Source organism: Streptomyces sp. NPDC006552 (assembly GCF_040611655.1).
Lineage (GTDB): Bacteria > Actinomycetota > Actinomycetes > Streptomycetales > Streptomycetaceae > Streptomyces.
On the sequence record NZ_JBEXOS010000023.1, the window covers coordinates 49,673 to 68,317 of the forward strand.

Sequence of the window (18,645 nt, forward strand, 5' to 3'; positions counted from 1 at the left end):
CTACCTGCCGAGTTCGGAGTCGAGTGCCGCGAAGAGTTCGTCGTCGGTGATCAGGGCGAGGTCGGAGCTGTCGGGGCCGCCGTCCACCGTCCGGAGCAGGCCGCGCAGTTGCGCGGCGTAGGTGTCCGCCGGTCCGTCGCCGTCCAGGGGGCCGGCCGCCGCGAGGGCGGCCTCCAGGGCGTTCAGGGCCGCCTGGACCGGGTCCGCCGCCTCGCCGGTCAGCTCGCCGCGCAGGTGTTCGGCGACGGCCCGGGGGGTCGGGTGGTCGAAGACGAGCGTGCTGGGCAGCCGCAGCCCGGTGGTGGTGCTCAGCCGGTTGCGCAGTTCGACCGCGGTGAGGGAGTCGAAGCCCAGGTCCATCAGGCCGCGCTCGACGTCGATCGTCCGCGGGGCCGGGTGGGCCAGGACGATGCCGACCTGCTCCCGGACGAAGTCGAGGAGCAGCCGCTCCTGCTCGTCCGCGTCCAGGCCCGTGAGTCGCTGCGCCAGCGGGACCTGCGCCGCGGCGGAGGCGGGCGCGGCGGTGCGGCGCTCGGTGCGCAGCAGGTCCCGGTACAGCTCGGGGGCCGCGTCCCCGAGGCCGCGCAGGGCCGCGAGGTCGAGGGCCAGCGGCGCGAGGACCGGGTTGGTCCTGGCCGCCCCGCCGGCGGGTGGGCTCCCGGCTCCGGCGAGGGCCGCGTCGAGGGCGGCGAGGGCCTGGCCGGTCGGCATCGGCAGGATCCCGTTGCGGGCGAGCCTGGCCCGGCCGGCCCGGTCGAGGTCGTTCGCCATGCCGTCCTGCCACCGGCCCCAGGCGAGAGAGACGGCGGGCAGGCCGGCGGCGCGGCGGTGTGCGGCGAGCGCGTCCAGGAAGGTGTTGCCGGCCGCGTAGTTGGCCTGTCCGGCGTTGCCCACCAGGCCGGCGACGGAGGAGAAGAGGACGAAGTCCGTCAGCTCGGCTGTGGCGGTCAGCTCGTGCAGGTTCCACGCGGCCGCCACCTTGGGCCGCAGGACGCGGGCGAGGCGCTCCCCGTCCATGGCCTCCAGCGTGGCGTCCTCGACGACGCCGGCCGCGTGCACGACCGCGGTGAGCGGGTGCGCGTCCGGGACCGAGGCGAGCAGTTCGGCCAGCGCGGAGCGGTCGGCCGCGTCGCAGGCCGCGACCCGCACGTGCGCGCCGAGCGCCGTCAGTTCGGCGGCCAGCTCCTCGGCCCCGCCCCGCCGGCTGGTGAGCAGCAGGTGGCGGGCGCCGCGGGCGGTCACCAGGTGCCGGGCGACCTGGGCGCCGAGTGCGCCCGTGCCGCCGGTGATCAGCACCGTGCGCTCCGGGTCGAACGCGTCGTCGTCATCCGGGGTCCGGGCCGGGTGCGCGGCCTTGGCGAGCCGGGTCACGTAGGCCGTGCCGTCGCGCAGTTCGAGCTGCGGGCGGGGGTCGGCCAGGGCCGCGGCCAGCAGCGCGCGGCCGGCCGGCGAGCCGTCCGTGCCGTCCGTGATCACGTGCTGGAACCGTCCCGGGTGTTCCGCCGCGGCGGTCCGCAGCAGCCCGGACAGCGCGCTGTGCGCCAGCTCCCCATTGCTGACCACGGCGAGCCGCGCGCCGGGCGGGGTAGCGGTGGTGAGCCACTGCCGCGCCACCGCCAGCACCTCCGCCGTGACGCGGCCGGTCTCCGGCACGGTGGCCGGGGGCACCGGCAGGACGACCACGTCGGGTGCGGCCGCGCCGGCCGCCGTCGAGGCGGCCAGGGCGGCGAGGTCGGCGTGGTGCTCGGCGGTGAGTCCGAGGTCCGCGGAGCCGAGGACCGCGAGGACCGGGTCGCCGCCTCTCGCGAGCTGCACGGCGGCCTGCTCCACGGCGTACACGTGCCGTCCGGCGGGGCGGGCCGGCGCGGTCCCGGCCGGCAGGGGCCGCAGGGCGAGCGAGGCGACGGTGGCGACGGGCGTGCCCGCCTCGTCGGCGGCGGTGAGGGCGACCGTGCCGTCCGGGCCGGGCGCCAGCCTGACCCGCAGGGTGTCGGTGCGGGCGCCGGTCAGCTGGACGCCGCCGAAGGAGAAGGGCAGCCGCACTCCGGCGGGATCCGCCAGGAGCAGTGCGTGCAGCGCGGCGTCGAACAGGGCCGGGTGCAGGGCGAACTGCCCGGGGTCGACCGGCAGCCGTACCTCGGCGTAGAGGTCGTCGCCCGACCGCCACGCCGCGTGCAGGCCCTGGAAGGCGGGGCCGTATCCGTAGCCCTGGTCGGCGAGGCGGTCGTACAGGTCCTCGACCGGCAGGGGTGCGGCGCCGGCCGGGGGCCAGGACGCCAGGCCGGGGTCGGGGGCGCCGGGAGCGGCGGCCGTCACGGTTCCGGTGGCGTGCCGCTGCCAGACGTCCCCTTCCTGGTTCCCGCGGGAGTGGACGGCGACGGGCCTGCGGCCGTCCTCGTCGGGGTCGCCGACGGTGATCTGGAGCTGGAGCGCGCCCTCGTCGGGGAGGAGCAGGGGTGCCTGGAGGGTGAGTTCCTCCAGGTGCTCGCAGCCGAGTGCGGCGCCCGCGTGCAGCGCCAGCTCCACCAGGGCCGTGCCCGGGACCAGCGGGGTGCCGGCGATGGCGTGGTCGGCGAGCCAGGGGTGGCTGCGGGCCGAGAGCCGGCCGGTGAACAGGGCGCCGTCGGAGTCGGCGAGCGCCACCGCGGCGCCGAGCAGCGGGTGGCGCGCGGCGTCGAGTCCGGCCGAGGTGACGTCGCCGCCGCGGGGCCCCTCCGTGAGCCAGTAGCGCTGGCGCTGGAAGGGGTAGGTGGGCAGGTCGGCGGCGGGTCCGGGGTGCGCGCCGAAGAGTGCGGGCCAGTCCACCGGCACGCCCCGCACGTGCGCGTGGGCCAGGGCGGTGAGGAGGGTGTGCGGTTCGGGGCGGCCGCCGCGCAGTACCGGGACCAGGAGCGAGCCGGCGCCGAGGAAGTCCTGTCCCAGCGCGCTGAGCACGCCGTCCGGGCCGAGCTCCAGGAAGGTCCGTACGCCTTCGGCCTCCAGGGCGCGCGCCGCGTCCAGGAAGCGCACGGGCCGGCGGACGTGGCGGACCCAGTACTCGGGCGTGGCCAGTTCCTCGGCGCCGACCGGCTGCCCGGTGAGGGTGGAGACGATCGGGATGGCGGGCGCGGCGAACGTGAGCTGCTTCGCGATCTGCCGGTACTCGTCCAGCATCGCGTCCATGTGCGGGGAGTGGAAGGCGTGGCTGACGCGCAGCCGCTTGGTCTTGCGGCCCTGGGCGGCGAGTTCGGCGCCGATGGCCTCGACGGCTTCCGCGTCGCCCGAGAGCACCACGGAGGCGGGGCCGTTGACGGCGGCGATGTCCAGCAGGTCCTCCCAGCCGGCGAGCAGCGGCAGCACCTCGTGCTCCGCGGCCTGTACGGCGAGCATCGCGCCGTCGCCGGGCAGGGCCTGCATCAGGCGGCCGCGGGCCGCGACGAGCCGCGCGGCGTCCGCCAGGGAGAGGACGCCGGCGACGTGCGCGGCGGCCAGCTCACCGATGGAGTGGCCCGCGAGGAAGTCCGGCCGTACGCCCCAGCCTTCGAGGAGCCGGAAGAGCGCGACCTCGGTGGCGAACAGGGCGGCCTGGGTGGCGCCGGTCCGGTCCAGCGGTGCCGGGTCGGTGCCGAAGAGGACGTCGAGCAGCGGTGTGGGGAGCCACCGGTCGAGTTCGTGGCAGACGGCGTCCAGGGCCTGGGCGTAGGCGGGGTAGGCGGTGTACAGCTCGCGGCCCATGCCGAGGCGCTGGCTGCCCTGTCCGGTGAAGAGGAAGGCCGTGCGGCCCTCGACGGGGGTGCCCTGCACGGTCGGCGCGGCGAGTCCGGCGACGGCTTCGGCGGCGGTGGCGGCCACCACCACGGCGCGGTGCGGCAGAGCGGCCCGCCCGACGGCCAGGGTCCGGCCCGTCGGCGCCAGGTCCTGCGGCCCGGCCGCCGCGAGCGCGGCGCCGATCCGGCCGGCCTGCGCCAGCAGGGCCGCGTCGGTGTGCCCGGCCAGCAGCAGCGGCACGGTCGGCATCGGCCCGGCCGCCGGGGCCGGCTCCTCGGCGGGCGGCTGCTCCACGATGACGTGGGCGTTGGTGCCGCTGATGCCGAAGGAGGAGACGCCGGCCCGGCGCGGCCGCGCGGACACGGGCCACGGTGCCGCCTCGGCGAGCAGTTCCACCTCGCCGGCGCTCCAGTCCACGTGCGGGCTGGGCTCGTCGATGTGGAGGGACTTGGGGAGCACGCCGTGCCGCATCGCCATGACCATCTTGATGACACCGGCCACGCCGGCGGCGGCCTGGGAGTGGCCGATGTTGGACTTCAGGGAGCCCATCAGCAGGGGTGCGGGGCGCTCCTGTCCGTAGGTGGCGAGTACGGCCCGCGCCTCGATCGGGTCGCCCAGGGCGGTGCCGGTGCCGTGAGCCTCCAGGGCGTCGACGTCCGCGGTGGTCAGGCCCGCGTTGGTCAGGGCCTGGCGGATCACCCGCTCCTGGGAGGGGCCGTTGGGGGCGGTGAGGCCGTTGCTCGCGCCGTCCTGGTTGACGGCGGTGCCGCGGATCACGCCGAGGATGCGGCGGCCGTTGCGCCGGGCGTCGGAGAGCCGCTCCAGCAGGAGGACGCCGGCGCCTTCGGCCCAGGCCGCCCCGTCCGCCCGCGCGGAGAAGGACTTGCAGCGGCCGTCCGGCGCCAGGCCGCGCTGCCGGCTGAACTCGACGAACAGGGTCGGCGCGGCCAGTACGGTCGCGCCGCCGGCCAGGGCGAGGCCGCATTCGCCGCTGCGCAGGGCCTGTGCGGCGAGGTGGATCGAGACGAGCGAGGAGGAGCAGGCGGTGTCGACGGTGATCGCCGGTCCCTGCAGGCCGAGGGCGTAGGCGACGCGGCCGGAGGCGACACTGACCGTGCTGCCGACCGACAGGTAGCCCTCCAGTGCCTCGGGCGCGTCCTTCAGGCGGGCCGCGTAGTCGTTGGCCATGACTCCGGCGAACACCCCGGTCCGGCTGCCCTTGAGCGAGGTCGGGTCGATGCCCGCGCGCTCGAACGCCTCCCAGCAGATCTCCAGCAGCAGGCGCTGCTGCGGGTCGATGGCGGTGGCCTCCCGGGCGCTCACCCCGAAGAGTTCGGGGTCGAACTCGGCGGCTCCGTAGAGGAATCCGCCGTGCCGGGTGTACGAGGTGCCGGCGTGGTCGGGGTCGGTGTCGTACAGGCCGTCCAGGTCCCAGCCGCGGTCGTCCGGGAACGGCCCGATGGCGTCGCGCTCGTCGCTCAGCAGCGTCCACAGCTCTTCCGGGGAGCTGACCTCGCCCGGATAGCGGCAGGCCATCGCGACGATCGCGATCGGCTCGTCGGCGGCGCCGGCGGCCGGGGCGGCCACGGCCGCACCGGGGGCCTCGGCGGTCCCGGGCGCCGGGCCGAGCAGTTCGGTGCGCAGGAAGCCGGCCAGTTCGACCGCGCTCGGGTGGTCGAACAGCAGCGTCGCGGGCAGTTTCAGCCCCGCGGCCGCGTTCAGCTGGTTGCGCAGCTCCACGGCCTTGAGCGAGTCGAAGCCCAGTTCGTTGAAGGCCCGGTCGGGGGCGACCTGGTCGGCGTCGAGGTGTCCCAGGACGGCGGCGACCACGCCGCGGACCAGGTCCAGGAGCGCGCGCTCCTGGTCCGGCAGGGGCAGGGGCGAAAGGCGTTCGCGCAGGGAGTTCCCGCCCGGCTGCTCAGCGGCGGCGGTGCGCCGCGCCGGGCGTACCAGGTTGTGGAAGAGCGGGGGCAGCGTGCCGTCCGCGCGCCGGGCCCGCAGTCCGGTGTGGTCGAGGAGCGCGGGGACGAGCACCGGACGGCGGGTCGCGAGGGCCGCGTCGAAGAGCGCGAGGCCCTGCTCGCCGCCGATCGGGGCGATGCCGCCGCGGGCCAGGCGGGCGAGGTCGGCGTCGGCCAGGTGACCGGTCATCCCGCTGCCCTCGGCCCACAGGCCCCAGGCGAGGGACGTGCCGGGCAGGCCCAGGGAGCGGCGGTGGTGCGCGAGAGCGTCCAGATAGGTGTTGGCCGCGGCGTAGTTGGCCTGTCCGGCGGTGCCGACCGTTCCGGCGAGCGAGGAGAACAGGACGAACGCGTCCAGTTCCAGGCCGGCCGTCAGTTCGTGCAGGTGCCGGGCGGCATCGACCTTGGGACGCAGGACGGTGTCGAGCTGCCCGGGGGTGAGGGTGTGCAGGGTGCCGTCGTCGAGGACGCCCGCGGTGTGCAGGACCGCGGTGAGCGGGTGCCGGGCGGGGATCGCGTCCAGCAGCGCGGCGAGGGCGGCGCGGTCGGCCGTGTCACAGGCGGCCACGGACACGTCGGCTCCGTGAGCGGTGAGTTCGGCCTCCAGCTCCAGCATGCCCGCCGCGTCCCGGCCGCGGCGGCTCGCCAGCAGCAGGTGCCGTACGCCGTGTTCGGCGACGAGGTGGCGGGCGAACAGCCGGCCCAGGGTGCCGGTGGCGCCCGTGATGAGCACGGTGCCCTGCGGGTCCAGGGCGGGCACGGTGTCGCCCGCCGGGGGCGAGGGGACCAGCCGCGGTACGAGCAGGGCGCCGTCGCGCAGGCTCACCTGCGCGTCCGGTACGGCCAGCGCGCGGCCGAGTTCGGTCTCGGTCGGGGGCCGGTCCGCCAGGTCCAGCAGGCCGAACCGGCCGGGGTTCTCGGCCATGGCGGTGCGCACGAGACCCCAGACGGGGGCCGAGGCGAGTCCGGCCTCCGTGCGGGCGGTGGTCGCGTCCCGGGTCGCGAAGACGAGCCGCGAGTCGGCGAACCGCTCCTCGGCGAGCCACTCCTGGGCGAGCCGCAGGGCCCGGTGGGCCACGGCCCCGGGGCCGTCGTCGCCGTGGACGGGGGCCACGACGAGCGGCGGGGCTTCGGTCAGGTCGGTGAGGTGCGGGTAGCTGCCCCGCGGGGCGGGCAGCCCGTGGCCGTGGGCGTCGAGGACGGCCCATCCGGTGGCCGGGGCGGCGGGCGCCTGGGCGGGTGTCCACTCCAGTTCGAGCAGCGGCTGGCGTGGGGTGCCCGCGCCGGACAGCCGCGCGGGGTCCGCCGCCCGCAGGCTGAGCGTGGCCACCGACGCGATCGGCGCGCCGCTCGCGTCCGCGAGGGACAGGGCGGCGCCCGCGCCCTGCGGGGTGATCCGTACGCGCAGCAGGCCGGCGTGGGCCGCGTGCAGCCGGACGCCGGTCCAGGCGAACGGCAGGACCAGGCGGCCGTCCTCCGCGAGCGCCAGCGGGTGCAGGGCGGCGTCGAGGAGGGCCGGGTGGATCCCGAAGTCGCCCGGGGGGACGTCCTTCGGGAGCGCGACCTCGGCGAACATCTCCTGGCCCGCGCGCCACAGCGCCCGCAGCCCCTGGAAGGCGGGCCCGTACTGGAAGCCCCGCTCGGCGAGGGTGTCGTACGCCGCCGTCAGGTCGACCGGCTCGGCGCCGGGCGGCGGCCAGGCGGTGCCGGCCGGGAGGTCCGCGTGGCCCGGCGCGCGGCCCAGGACGCCGGTGGCGTGCAGGGTCCACGGGTGGGGTGCGGCGTCGTCGGAGCCGGGCTCGGGGCGGGAGTGGACCGACAGCGCGCGCCGGCCCTCCTCGTCCGGGGCGTCGACCACGACCTGGAGCTGGACCGCGGCGCGGCCGGTCAGCACCAGCGGTGTCTGGAGGGTCAGTTCGTCGAGCTGGTCGAGGCCCGTGTGGTCGCCCGCCCGGACGGCGAGGTCCACGAAGGCGGTGCCGGGCAGCAACACGGTGCCGGCCACGGCGTGGTCCGCCAGCCAGGGGTGCTGGGGCAGGGCGAGCCTGCCGCTGAGGACCAGCTTGTCCGCGTCGGCCAGCCAGAGCGCGGCGCCGATGAGCGGGTGCCGCTCGGCGGCCATGCCGAGGCCGCCCGCGTCGCCGGCCGGTGCCGGGCCCTCCAGCCAGTGGCGCCGGCGTTGGAAGGGGTAGGTCGGCAGGGGGACGGCCGCGCCGGGGCCGCCGGCCACGGCGGCCCAGTCGAGCGGGGCGCCCGCGACGTGGGCGCGCGCGGCGGAGGCGAGGAAGTCGTCGAGTCCGCCCCGGTCGCGGTGGAGGGAGGGCACGGTGACGGCGTCGTCGTACGGCGTCTCGTCGATCGTCTCCTGGAGCGCGACCGTCAGCACCGGGTGGGCGCTGGCCTCGATGAAGACGCGGTGCCCCTGGTCGAGCAGGGTCCGGGTGGCCTCCTCCAGCCGGACGGTGCGGCGCAGGTTGCGGAACCAGTACGAGGCGTCGAGTTCCGTGCCCGTCAGCGGCTGCCCGGTGACGGTGGACAGGAAAGGCACCTCGACGGCGCGCGGGGTGAGCGAGGACAGGGCGTCGAGCAGCTCGTCCTGCAGGGTCTCCACGTGCGCGGAGTGGGAGGCGTAGTCGACCGGGATGCGTTTGGCGCGCATCTTGTGTTCCTTGCAGTGGGCGACCAGCTCGTCGAGTGCCTCCACCTCTCCGGCGACGACCACGGAACGCGGGCCGTTGTGCGCGGCGATGTCGAGGGCGCCGTCCCAGCGCGTGAGGAGTGCGCGGACCTCGTCGGCCGGCCGGGCCACCGCGACCATCCCGCCCGTGCCCGCAAGCCGTACGATCGCCCGGCTGCGCAGCGCCACGACCTTCGCCGCGTCGTCCAGCGACAGCGCACCCGCCACGGCGGCCGCCGCGATCTCGCCCTGCGAGTGGCCGATCACCGCGTCCGGCTCGATCCCCGCCGAACGCCACAGCGCGGCCAGGGAGACCATCACCGCCCACAGCGCCGGCTGCACCACCTCGACCCGGTCGAGACCGGGCGCGCCCGGCTCCCCGCGCAGGACGTCCAGCAGCTTCCAGTCCGTGTACGGCGCGAGCGCCCGCTCGCACTCCAGCAGCCGGTCGGTGAAGACCGGGGAGGAGCCGAGGAGTCGCAGGGCCATGCCCGGCCACTGCGAGCCCTGGCCCGGGAACACGAACACCGTCTTGCCCGCTCCCGTGGCCGCGCCCCGCGCCAGGTTGGCCGCGGTCCCGCCGGCGGCCAGCGCCTCCAGGCCCGCCGTCAGTTCGTCCCTTCCGGCGCCGGTGACGGCCGCGCGGACGGGGAGGTGCGGGACCCGGGTCGCGAGCGCCGAGGCCACCCGCGCCGGGTCGGCGTCCGGGGCGGCCAGCAGTTCGCGCACCTGGCCGGCGCGGGCCGCGAGGGCCGCCTCGCTCTTCGCCGAGAGCAGCAGCGGAAGCTCCGCCACCACCGCCTCGCCGGCCGCGGCCGGCTCCGGGCCCTGTTCCAGGACGACGTGCGCGTTCGTACCGCTGATGCCGAACGAGGAGACGGCCGCGCGGCGCGGTCGCGCCACCTGTGGCCACGCCCGGTGTTCGGTGACCAGTTCCACCGCGCCCGACGCCCAGTCGACGTGCGGGGTCGGCTCGTCCACGTGCAGCGTCGCCGGCAGCTCCCCCGCGCGCATCGCCATCAGCATCTTGATGATGCCCGCGACTCCGGCGGCGGCCTGGGTGTGACCGATGTTCGACTTGACCGACCCGAGCCGCAGCGGCTCGTCGCGGTCCTGGCCGTAGGTGGCGAGGAGCGCATTGGCCTCGATGGGGTCGCCGAGGCGGGTGCCGGTGCCGTGCGCCTCGACCGCGTCCACCTCGTGCGGGGCGAGGCGGGCGTTGGCGAGGGCCTGGCGGATGACGCGCTCCTGCGCGGGCCCGTTGGGGGCGGTGAGGCCGTTGCTCGCGCCGTCCTGGTTGACCGCGGAACCGCGGATCACACCGAGGACGTGGTGCCCGAGCCGCTGGGCGTCCGAGAGCCGCTCCAGGACCAGCATGCCCGCGCCCTCGGCCCAGCCGGTCCCGTCGGCGGTGGCCGCGAACGACTTGCAGGTCCCGTCCGGCGACAGGCCGCGCTGGCGCGAGAACTCGACGAAGGTGGTCGGTGTGGACATCACGGTGACCCCGCCGGCCAGCGCCATCGAGCACTCGCCCTGGCGCAGCGCCTGAGCGGCCAGGTGCACCGCCACCAGCGACGAGGAGCACGCCGTGTCCAGGGTCACCGCGGGCCCTTCGAGGCCGAAGGTGTAGGCCACCCGGCCCGACAGGACGCTGGAGATCGTGCCGGTCAGCAGATGCCCTTCGAAGCCTTCCGGGGCGCTTCCCAGGCGCGAGCCGTAGTCGTTGTACATCACGCCCGCGTAGACGCCGGTCGGGGTGCCGCGCAGCGAGGCGGGGTCGATCCCGGCCCGCTCCATCGCCTCCCACGCGACCTCCAGGAGCACCCGCTGCTGCGGGTCGGTCGCGGTCGCCTCGCGCGGGCTCAGGCCGAAGAACTCGGCGTCGAACTCGGCGGCCTCGTAGAGGAATCCGCCCCTGCGCGTGTACGACGTGCCGGTCTTGTCGGGGTCCGGGTCGTAGAGGCTCTCCACGTCCCAGCCGCGGTCGGCGGGGAACGCGTCGATGGCGTCGCGGCCCTGTGTCACCAGCCGCCACAGGTCCTCCGGCGAGGAGACGCCGCCCGGGTAGCGGCATCCCATGCCGACGACGGCGATCGGCTCGTCGTGTCCGGGGGCGTGGGCGGCCACCGACGGGACGGCGGCCGTGCCGGTCGCGTCGAGCCGCTCCAGCAGGAAGTCCGCCACGGCCTGGGGCGAGGGGTGGTCGAAGACGAGGGTGGTGGGCAGCCGCAGCCCGGTCACCGCGCCCAGCCGGTTGCGCAGTTCGACACCGGTGAGGGAGTCGAAGCCCGTGTCCTTGAAGGCGCGGGCCGGGTCGATGTCGGCGTCGGTACCGTGCCCGAGGACCAGCCCCACGGTCTCGCGTACGGTCCGCAGCACGGCCTGGGCCCGCTCCTGCGCGCTCAGCGCGGTCAGCTGCCGCACCCAGGACGAGTCGGTGCCGCCGGCGACGCGGGCCGCCGGCCGGCGGCGGCCGCGGACGAGGCCGGTGAAGAGTCCGGGGAGCGTGTCCTCCTCGGCGCGGGCGCGCAGGGCGCCCAGGTCGAGTTCGGCGGGGACCAGCAGCGGCTCCGCCGAGGCGAGCGCCGCGTCGAACAGGTCGAGGCCGAGCTCGGGGGTGAGCGGGACGACCCCGCTCCGCTTCCACCGCGCCACGTCGGCGTCGGCGAGGCTCGCGGCCATGCCGTCGGCGCTGTCCCACAGGCTCCAGGCGAGGGAGGTGGCGGGCAGGCCCTGGGCGCGGCGGTGGTGGGCGAGGGCGTCGAGGAAGGTGTTCGCGGCCGCGTAGTTGGCCTGGCCGGCGTTGCCCATCAGGCCCGCGATGGACGAGAACAGGACGAACGAGGTGAGGCCGAGGGGCTCGGTGAGGCGGTGCAGGTTCCAGGCCGCGTCGACCTTCGGACGCATCACGCGCTCCAGGTGGCCGGCGGAGAGCGACGTGAGCGTCGCGTCGTCCAGGACACCGGCCGTGTGCACCACGGCGGTCAGCGGCCGCTCGGCCGCGGCCTCGTCCAGCAGAGCGGCCAGCGCGTCGGCGTCGGACACGTCGCACGCCGCCACCCGGGCGTCGGCGCCCAGCTCCGCCAGCTCCGCCACGAACGCGGCGGCACCCGGGCTCCCGCCCCCGCGACGCGACACCAGCAGCAGGTGCCGCGCGCCGTGCCGCGTCACCAGGCGGCGCGTGACCAGCCGGCCCAGTGTGCCCAGCGCTCCGGTCACCAGGACCGTGCCCCGCGGGTCCAGGGCCGCGGCCCCGTCCGCCGGGGCGCCCGCGGCCCGGGCCAGCCGCGGCACGGACAACTGCCCGTCCCGTACGGCCACTTCGGGCTCGCCCGACGCCAGCGCGGCGGGCAGCAGCTCCGCGCCGCCCTCGTCGACGTGGACCAGGACGAGGCGGCCGGGCTGCTCGGTCTGCGCGGTACGGACCAGGCCCACGAGCGGGGCCGTGTGCAGTGCGCCGTCCGGGACGACGAGGACGAGGCGGCTCTCCGCGAAGTGCGGTTCCGCCAGCCATTGCCGCACCGTCTCCAGGCCGCGCGCCGCCGTGGCGTGGGTGCGGTCGAGCAGCTCGCCGGGGGCGCCGGCGGCCGGTTCCGGTGCGCCGATCACGACGAACTCCGGTACGGCCGTGCCCGCGTCGGCGGCGGCGCCGAGCGCGGCGAGGTCGGCGCAGGACTCCTCGCCGAGGCGGAGCCAGCGCCGGCCGGCGACGGGCTCGGGCACCGGGACGCTCTCCCAGGCCAGCCGGTACAGGGAGGTCGCGGCCGGGCCGGCGGCGGTGAGCCGGTCGCGGGCGACCGGCCGCAGGGCGACCGATGCGACCGCCGCCACGGGGGCGCCGGCGCCGTCGGCGAGTGCGAGCCGGGCCGTGTCCGGGCCGGTACGGGTCCAGCGCACGCGCAGCACCGTGGCGCCGACCGCGTGCAGCGCGAAGCCCGAGAACGAGAACGGCAGCCGGATCGTGGCGTCGTCCGGCGCGGTGGCGGACGCCTCCAGCACGAGTGGGTGCAGGACCGCGTCGAGCAGGGCGGGGTGGACGCCGTAGCGCGCGGCCTCGGTGTGCAGCCGCTCGGGCAGGGCGACCTCGGCGTAGAGGTCGTCGCCCGCGCGCCAGGCGGCGCGCAGGCCGTGGAAGGCCGGCCCGTAGCCGTAGCCGAGGTCGCCGAGGCGGTCGTAGACGCCGTCCAGCGGGACGGGGGTGGCGTCGGCCGGGGGCCACTGGTCCAGGGGAGCACCGGCCGAGGGGAGGCGGGAGGTGAGCAGGCCGGCCGCGTGGGCGGTCCACTGCTCGTCGCCGCTTCGCGCGTACACGGTGAACGGCCGGTCGCCGCGCGCGTCGGCGCCGTCGACGGCCAGCCGCAGCTGGACGCCCGCCGTCGCCGGGAGGATCAGGGGTGCCTGGAGGGTGAGTTCCTCGACGGCGGCGTGCCCCAGCTGTTCGGCGGCGGCGCCCGCCAGCTCCAGGAACACCGTCCCCGGGACGAGGACCGTCCCGCCGATCGTGTGGTCGGCCAGCCACGGGTGCGAGGAGAGGGAGAGGGAGGCGGAGAACTGGACCGCGTCCCCGTCGGGCTCGGTGATCACCGCGGCCAGCAGCGGGTGGTCCACGGCCGTCAGACCCAGGCCCGCCGCGTCACCGCCGCGCGGCGTGTCCAGCCAGAAGCGTTCACGCTGGAAGGCGTAGGTCGGCAGCTCCGCCACGGCGGAACCCGGCAGGAACGTCTCCCAGTCCACGTCCACGCCGTGCGCGTGCACGGCGCCCAGGGCGGCGAGCAGGGAACGCTTCTCGGGACGGTCCTTGCGCAGCACCGCGACCACGGTGGTGCCCTCGGTGTCGGCCAGGCACTCGCCCGCCAGGCCCGCGAGCGTCCCGTCCGGGCCCAGCTCCACGAACGCCGTCACGCCGAGACCCGCCAGCGTGGCGATGCCGTCGGCGAACCGGACCGCGCAGCGGGCCTGGCGGGCCCAGTACTCGGCGGTGAACTCCTCGACCAGCTCACCGGTGACGTTCGAGACGACCGGGATCCGCGGCGGAGCGTACGTCAACTCCCTTGCTGTCGCGGTGAGTTCGTCCAGCATGCCGTCCAGGTGCGCGGAGTGGAACGCGTGGCTCACCTTCAGCCGCGTCGCCTTCACACCCTCGTCGCGGGCCAGCTCCAGGACGTCGAGCACGGCCGCCTCGTCGCCCGAGATCACGGTGGCGGCGGGGCCGTTGACCCCGGCCACGTCCACGCCCGAACGGCCCGCGAGCCACCCCGCGACGCGCGCTTCACCCGCGTTCAGGGCGGCCATCGCGCCGCCCTCGGCGACACCGTCCATGAGACGGGCCCGCGCACACACCAGGCGCGCAGCGTCCTCGAGGGACAGCACACCCGCCACGTGGGCGGCCGCCAGTTCACCGACGGAGTGGCCCACCAGGTAGTCCGGGGTCACCCCGTGGTGGGTCAGCAGCCGGAACAGGGCCACCTCGATCGCGAAGAGCGCCGGCTGCGTGAACGCCGTCCGGCGCAGCAGCTCCGGCTCGCCCTCGATCACGCCGGCGAGCGGGCGGTCGAGGTGCGGGTCGAGGGCGGTGACGACCTCGTCGAACGCGGCCGCGAACACCGGCTCCGCCGCGTACAGCTCACGGCCCATGCCCAGGCGCTGGCTGCCCTGCCCGGAGAAGAGGAACGCGACGGAGCCCGCCGGGGCGGCCTCGCCCGGGGTCAGCGCCCGCAGGGCGTCCAGGAGTTCCTCGCGGGTCTCCCCCACGACCACGGCACGGTGGTCGAAACGGGCCCGCGACACGGCCAGCGCCCGGCCCACGGTCACGACGTCCAGCTCCGGCCGCTCCTCCAGGAACGACACCAGCCGGTCCGCCTGCCCGGCCAGGGCGGCCTTCGACCGGCCCGACACCACCCACGGCACCGGTCCCGGCAGCGGCGGCCGCGCCGTCGGGGCCTCGACCTCCGCGACCTGCTCGACGATGAGGTGGGCGTTGGTGCCGCTGATACCGAACGACGACACGGCCGCGCGGCGCGGCCGGTCGAGTTGCGGCCACGGCGTGGCCCGCGTCAGCAGCTCCACCGCGCCGGCCGACCAGTCGACGTGCGCGGTCGGCTCGTCCACGTGCAGCGTCGCCGGGAGGACCCCGCCGCGCATCGCCATGACCATCTTGATCACGCCCGCGACGCCCGCCGCGGCCTGCGTGTGACCGATGTTCGACTTCAGCGAGCCGAGGCGCAGCGGCTCCGCGCGGCCCTGCCCGTAGGTGGCCAGCAGCGCCTGCGCCTCGATGGGATCGCCGAGCCGCGTGCCCGTGCCGTGCGCCTCCACCGCGTCGACGTCGGCAGCCGCCAGGCGGGCGTCGGCGAGCGCGGCGCGGATGACCCGCTCCTGCGCGGGCCCGTTCGGCGCCGTCAGGCCGTTGCTCGCGCCGTCCTGGTTGACGGCGCTGCCGCGGATCACGGCGAGCACCTGGTGCCCGTTGCGCTGGGCGTCCGAGAGCCGCTCCAGGACCAGCAGGCCCACGCCCTCGGCCCAGCCGGTGCCGTCCGCCGACGAGGAGAACGCCTTGCACCGCCCGTCCGGCGCGAGGCCGCGCTGCCGGGAGAACTCGACGAACATGCCGGGGGTGGCCATGACGGACGCGCCGCCGGCGAGGGCCACGGAGGACTCGCCCCGGCGCAGCGACTGCGCGGCGAGGTGGAGCGCGACGAGCGAGGACGAGCAGGCGGTGTCGACCGTGACGGCCGGGCCCTCCAGGCCGAAGGTGTAGGCGAGGCGGCCCGAGGCCACGCTGGCGGTGTTGCCCGTCAGCAGGTAGCCGTCGTGTCCGCCGGACGGTTCGTGCAGCCGCGGCCCGTACTCCTGTGCCGTCGCGCCCACGTACACGCCGGTGCGGGTGCCGCGCAGCGCGGCGGGGTCGATGCCCGCCTGCTCGAAGGCCTCCCAGGCCGTCTCCAGGAGCAGCCGCTGCTGGGGCTCCATCGCCGCGGCCTCGCGGGGGCTGATACCGAAGAACCCGGCGTCGAAGCGGTCCGCGTCGTGCAGGAAGCCGCCCTGGGCGGCGTAGGTCGTGCCGGGGCTGTCCGGGTCGGTGGCGACGAGCGAGGCGAGGTCCCAGCCGCGGTTGGTGGGGAAGCCGCCGACCGCGTCGGTCCCGTCGCTGACCAGGCGCCACAGATCCTGCGGCGAGGCGATGCCGCCGGGGAGCCGGCAGGCCATGCCCACGATCGCGATCGGCTCGTCCGCGGCCACGGGGTCGCAGGCGTCGTCGTCCTGGCCGCGGGCCGGGTCCTGGCCGCGGAGCTGGTCACCGAGGTGGGCGGCGAGCAGGGCCGGGGTCGGGTGGTTGAAGAGGAGGGCGGCGGGCAGCGCGAGGCCGGTGGCCGTGTTCAGCGCGTTCCGCAGTTCGACGGCCGAGAGGGAGTCGAAGCCGAGGTCCTTGAAGGTGGTGTCGGCGTCCACGTCGCGCGCCGAGCCGTGGCCGAGCACCGCCGCCACGTGCGCGCGCACCAGCTCCAGTTCGTCGCCGCGCGGCACCGGCCGCCGCGGGCCGCGCCGCGGCGGCGCGAGGGCCTCGGCCGGCTCCGGTCCGGTCGCCGGAGCGTCCAGCCAGAACGGCCGGCGCTGGAAGGCGTACGTGGGCAGGTCCGCCGGCGCCGCGGCCGGCAGGAACTTCTCCCAGTCGACGGCCGTACCTCGTACGTGCACCGCCGCCAGGGCCGTGGCCAGGGAGCGCCGCTCGGAACGCTCCCGGCGCAGGGTCGCCACCACCACAGTGTGCTCGGCGTTCTCGGTGTCCGTCAGGCACTCGCCCGCCAGGCCCGCCAGCGTCGCGTCCGGGCCCAGCTCCACGAAGGCCGACACGCCGAGGCGGGACAGCGTCGCGACGCCGTCGGCGAACCGCACCGCCGACCGGGCCTGGAGCGCCCAGTACTCGGCGGTGAACTCCTCGACCAGCTCCCCCGTCACGTTCGACACGACCGGGATCCGCGGCGGAGCGTACGTCAACTCGCTTGCTATCGCGGTGAGTTCGTCCAGCATATCGTCCAGGTGCGCGGAGTGGAACGCGTGGCTCACCTTCAGCCGCGTGGCTTTCACACCCTGCGTACGCGCCAGGTCGAGGACGTCGAGCACGGCCGTCTCGTCGCCGGAGATCACGGTGTTCCCGGGGCTGTTGACCCCCGCCACCTCCACGCCCGCCCGGCCGGCGAGCCAGGCCGCGACCCGCTCCTCGTCCGCGCTCAGCGCCGCCATCGCGCCGTGCGCGGCCACGCCCTGCATGAGCCGGGCCCGCGCGCAGACCAGGCGTGCCGCGTCCGCGAGCGACAAGACGCCCGCTACGTGAGCGGCGGCCAGTTCGCCCACCGAGTGCCCGACCAGGTAGTCCGGCTTCACCCCGTAGTGGGACAGCAGCCGGAACAGGGCCACCTCGACCGCGAACAGCGCCGGCTGGGTGTACCGCGTCTGCTCCAGCAGCCCCGGCTCGTCCTCGATGACCGAGGCGAGAGGGCGGTCCAGCTGCGTGTCGAGAGCCGCGACCACCTCGTCGAAGGCGGCGGCGAACACCGGCTCCTGCGCCCGCAGTTCGCGTCCCATGCCCAGGCGCTGGCTGCCCTGCCCGGAGAACATGAAGGCGACCGCGGCGCCCGGCGCCGCCGCGCGGCCCGTGACCACGCCGGCCGCCGGCACCCCCGCGGCCAGTGCCCGGACACCGTCGACCAGCTCGTCACGGGTGTGGCCCACGACCACCGCGCGGTGCTCGAATCGCGTGCGCGACACCGCGAGCGAGCGGCCCACCGCGGCGGGAGCCAGCTCCGGGCGCCGCGCCAGGAACGACACCAGCCGCTCCGCCTGGCCGGCCACGGCCCCGGCGGACTTGCCGGACAGGACCCACGCCACCGCGCCCGGGTGGGACTCGGCGCCGGGCAGCTGCGGCGCCGCCGGTTCGGTATGCCCGTCCGAGAGCACGACGTGGCAGTTGGTGCCGCCCATCCCGAACGAGCTGACACCCGCGTAGAGCGGCTCCTGCGGCCGGGGCCACGACGCGGCGCTGCGCTGCACGGAGAGCTTCAGCTCGTCGAAGGCGATGGCCGGGTTCGGGGTCTGGAAGTTCAGGCTCGGCACGAGTTCGCGGTGCCGGATGCAGAGGGCCGCCTTCAGCAGGCCGACGATGCCGGCCGCGCCTTCGAGGTGTCCGACGTTGGTCTTCACCGAGCCGACCCGCAGCTCGGCGCCGTCCGCCCGGCCGGCGCCGAGCACCGCGCCCAGGGCCGACGCCTCGATCGGGTCGCCCACCTTGGTGCCCGTGCCGTGCAGTTCGACGTACTGCACCTGCTCCGCGGGGATGCCGGCACGCTCGTACGCCTGGCGCAGGACATCCCGCTGGCCCGCCGGGCCCGGGACGGTGAGGCCCTCGGTCGCGCCGTCGTTGTTCATCGCGCTGCCGTGCAGCACGCAGTAGACCGGGTCACCGTCCGCCAGGGCGGCGCGCAGCGGCTTGAGCACGACGAACGCGCCGCCCTCGCCGCGTACGTAGCCGTTGGCGCGGGCGTCGAACGTGAAGCTGAGGCCGTCCGGTGACAGGGCGCCGAACCGCTCCGCGCCGAGCGTGCTCTCCGGCGCCAGGTTGAGGCTGACCCCGCCGGCGAGGGCGGTGGCGGACTCGCCGCGGCGCAGGCTCTCGGCCGCCAGGTGCACCGCGACCAGCGAGGAGGACTGGCCGGTGTCCACGGCGGCGCTCGGCCCGTGCAGACCCAGGGTGTAGGAGATCCGGTTGGCGACGACGCCGCGGTTGAGACCGGGCAGGGTGTGGCCGGTGACGGCCTCGGCCCCGCGCTGGTGCGTGAGGGCGGCGTAGTCGTCGGCGATGACGCCGACGAAGACACCGGTGCGGCTCTCGGCGAGCGCGGCGGGCAGGATCCGGGCGTCCTCCAGCGCCTCCCAGGCGAGTTCGAGCATCAGCCGCTGCTGCGGATCCATCGCGGACGCCTCACGCGGGCTGATGCCGAAGAAGCCCGCGTCGAAGCCGCTGACGTCCTCGAGATAGCCACCGGGCCGCTCGGGCAGTCCGGGGCGGCCCGCCGGAGGCGCGCCGATCGCGCTGCGGCCCTCGCGCAGCAACCGCCACAGCTGAGCGGGATTCTCCGCCTGCGGCAGTCGGCAGGAAATGCCGACAATGGCGATCGCTTCGGTCGATGTCGACGTGTCCGCTTGGAATTCAACCATGGTCGAGCTGCCCCATTTATTGTCACGTACGATGCCTGCGCGGAGGCG

General features: G+C 76.2%; 1 protein-coding gene. It reads right to left on the minus strand.

All coding sequences use genetic code 11. The annotated features are described in order from the left end of the window. The gene (locus ABZY33_RS16090; protein ID WP_356492185.1) at positions 1–18,597 is read right to left on the minus strand and encodes a type I polyketide synthase; all 18,597 of its coding nucleotides are present in this window, start codon (positions 18,595–18,597) and stop codon (positions 1–3) included. Positions 18,598–18,645: the final 48 nt, after the last annotated feature.

Coding starts and splice junctions, on each gene's coding strand:
- ABZY33_RS16090 (WP_356492185.1), bottom strand. CDS start 18,597: ATGGTTGAATTCCAAGCGGACACGTCGACATCGACCGAAGCGATCGCC.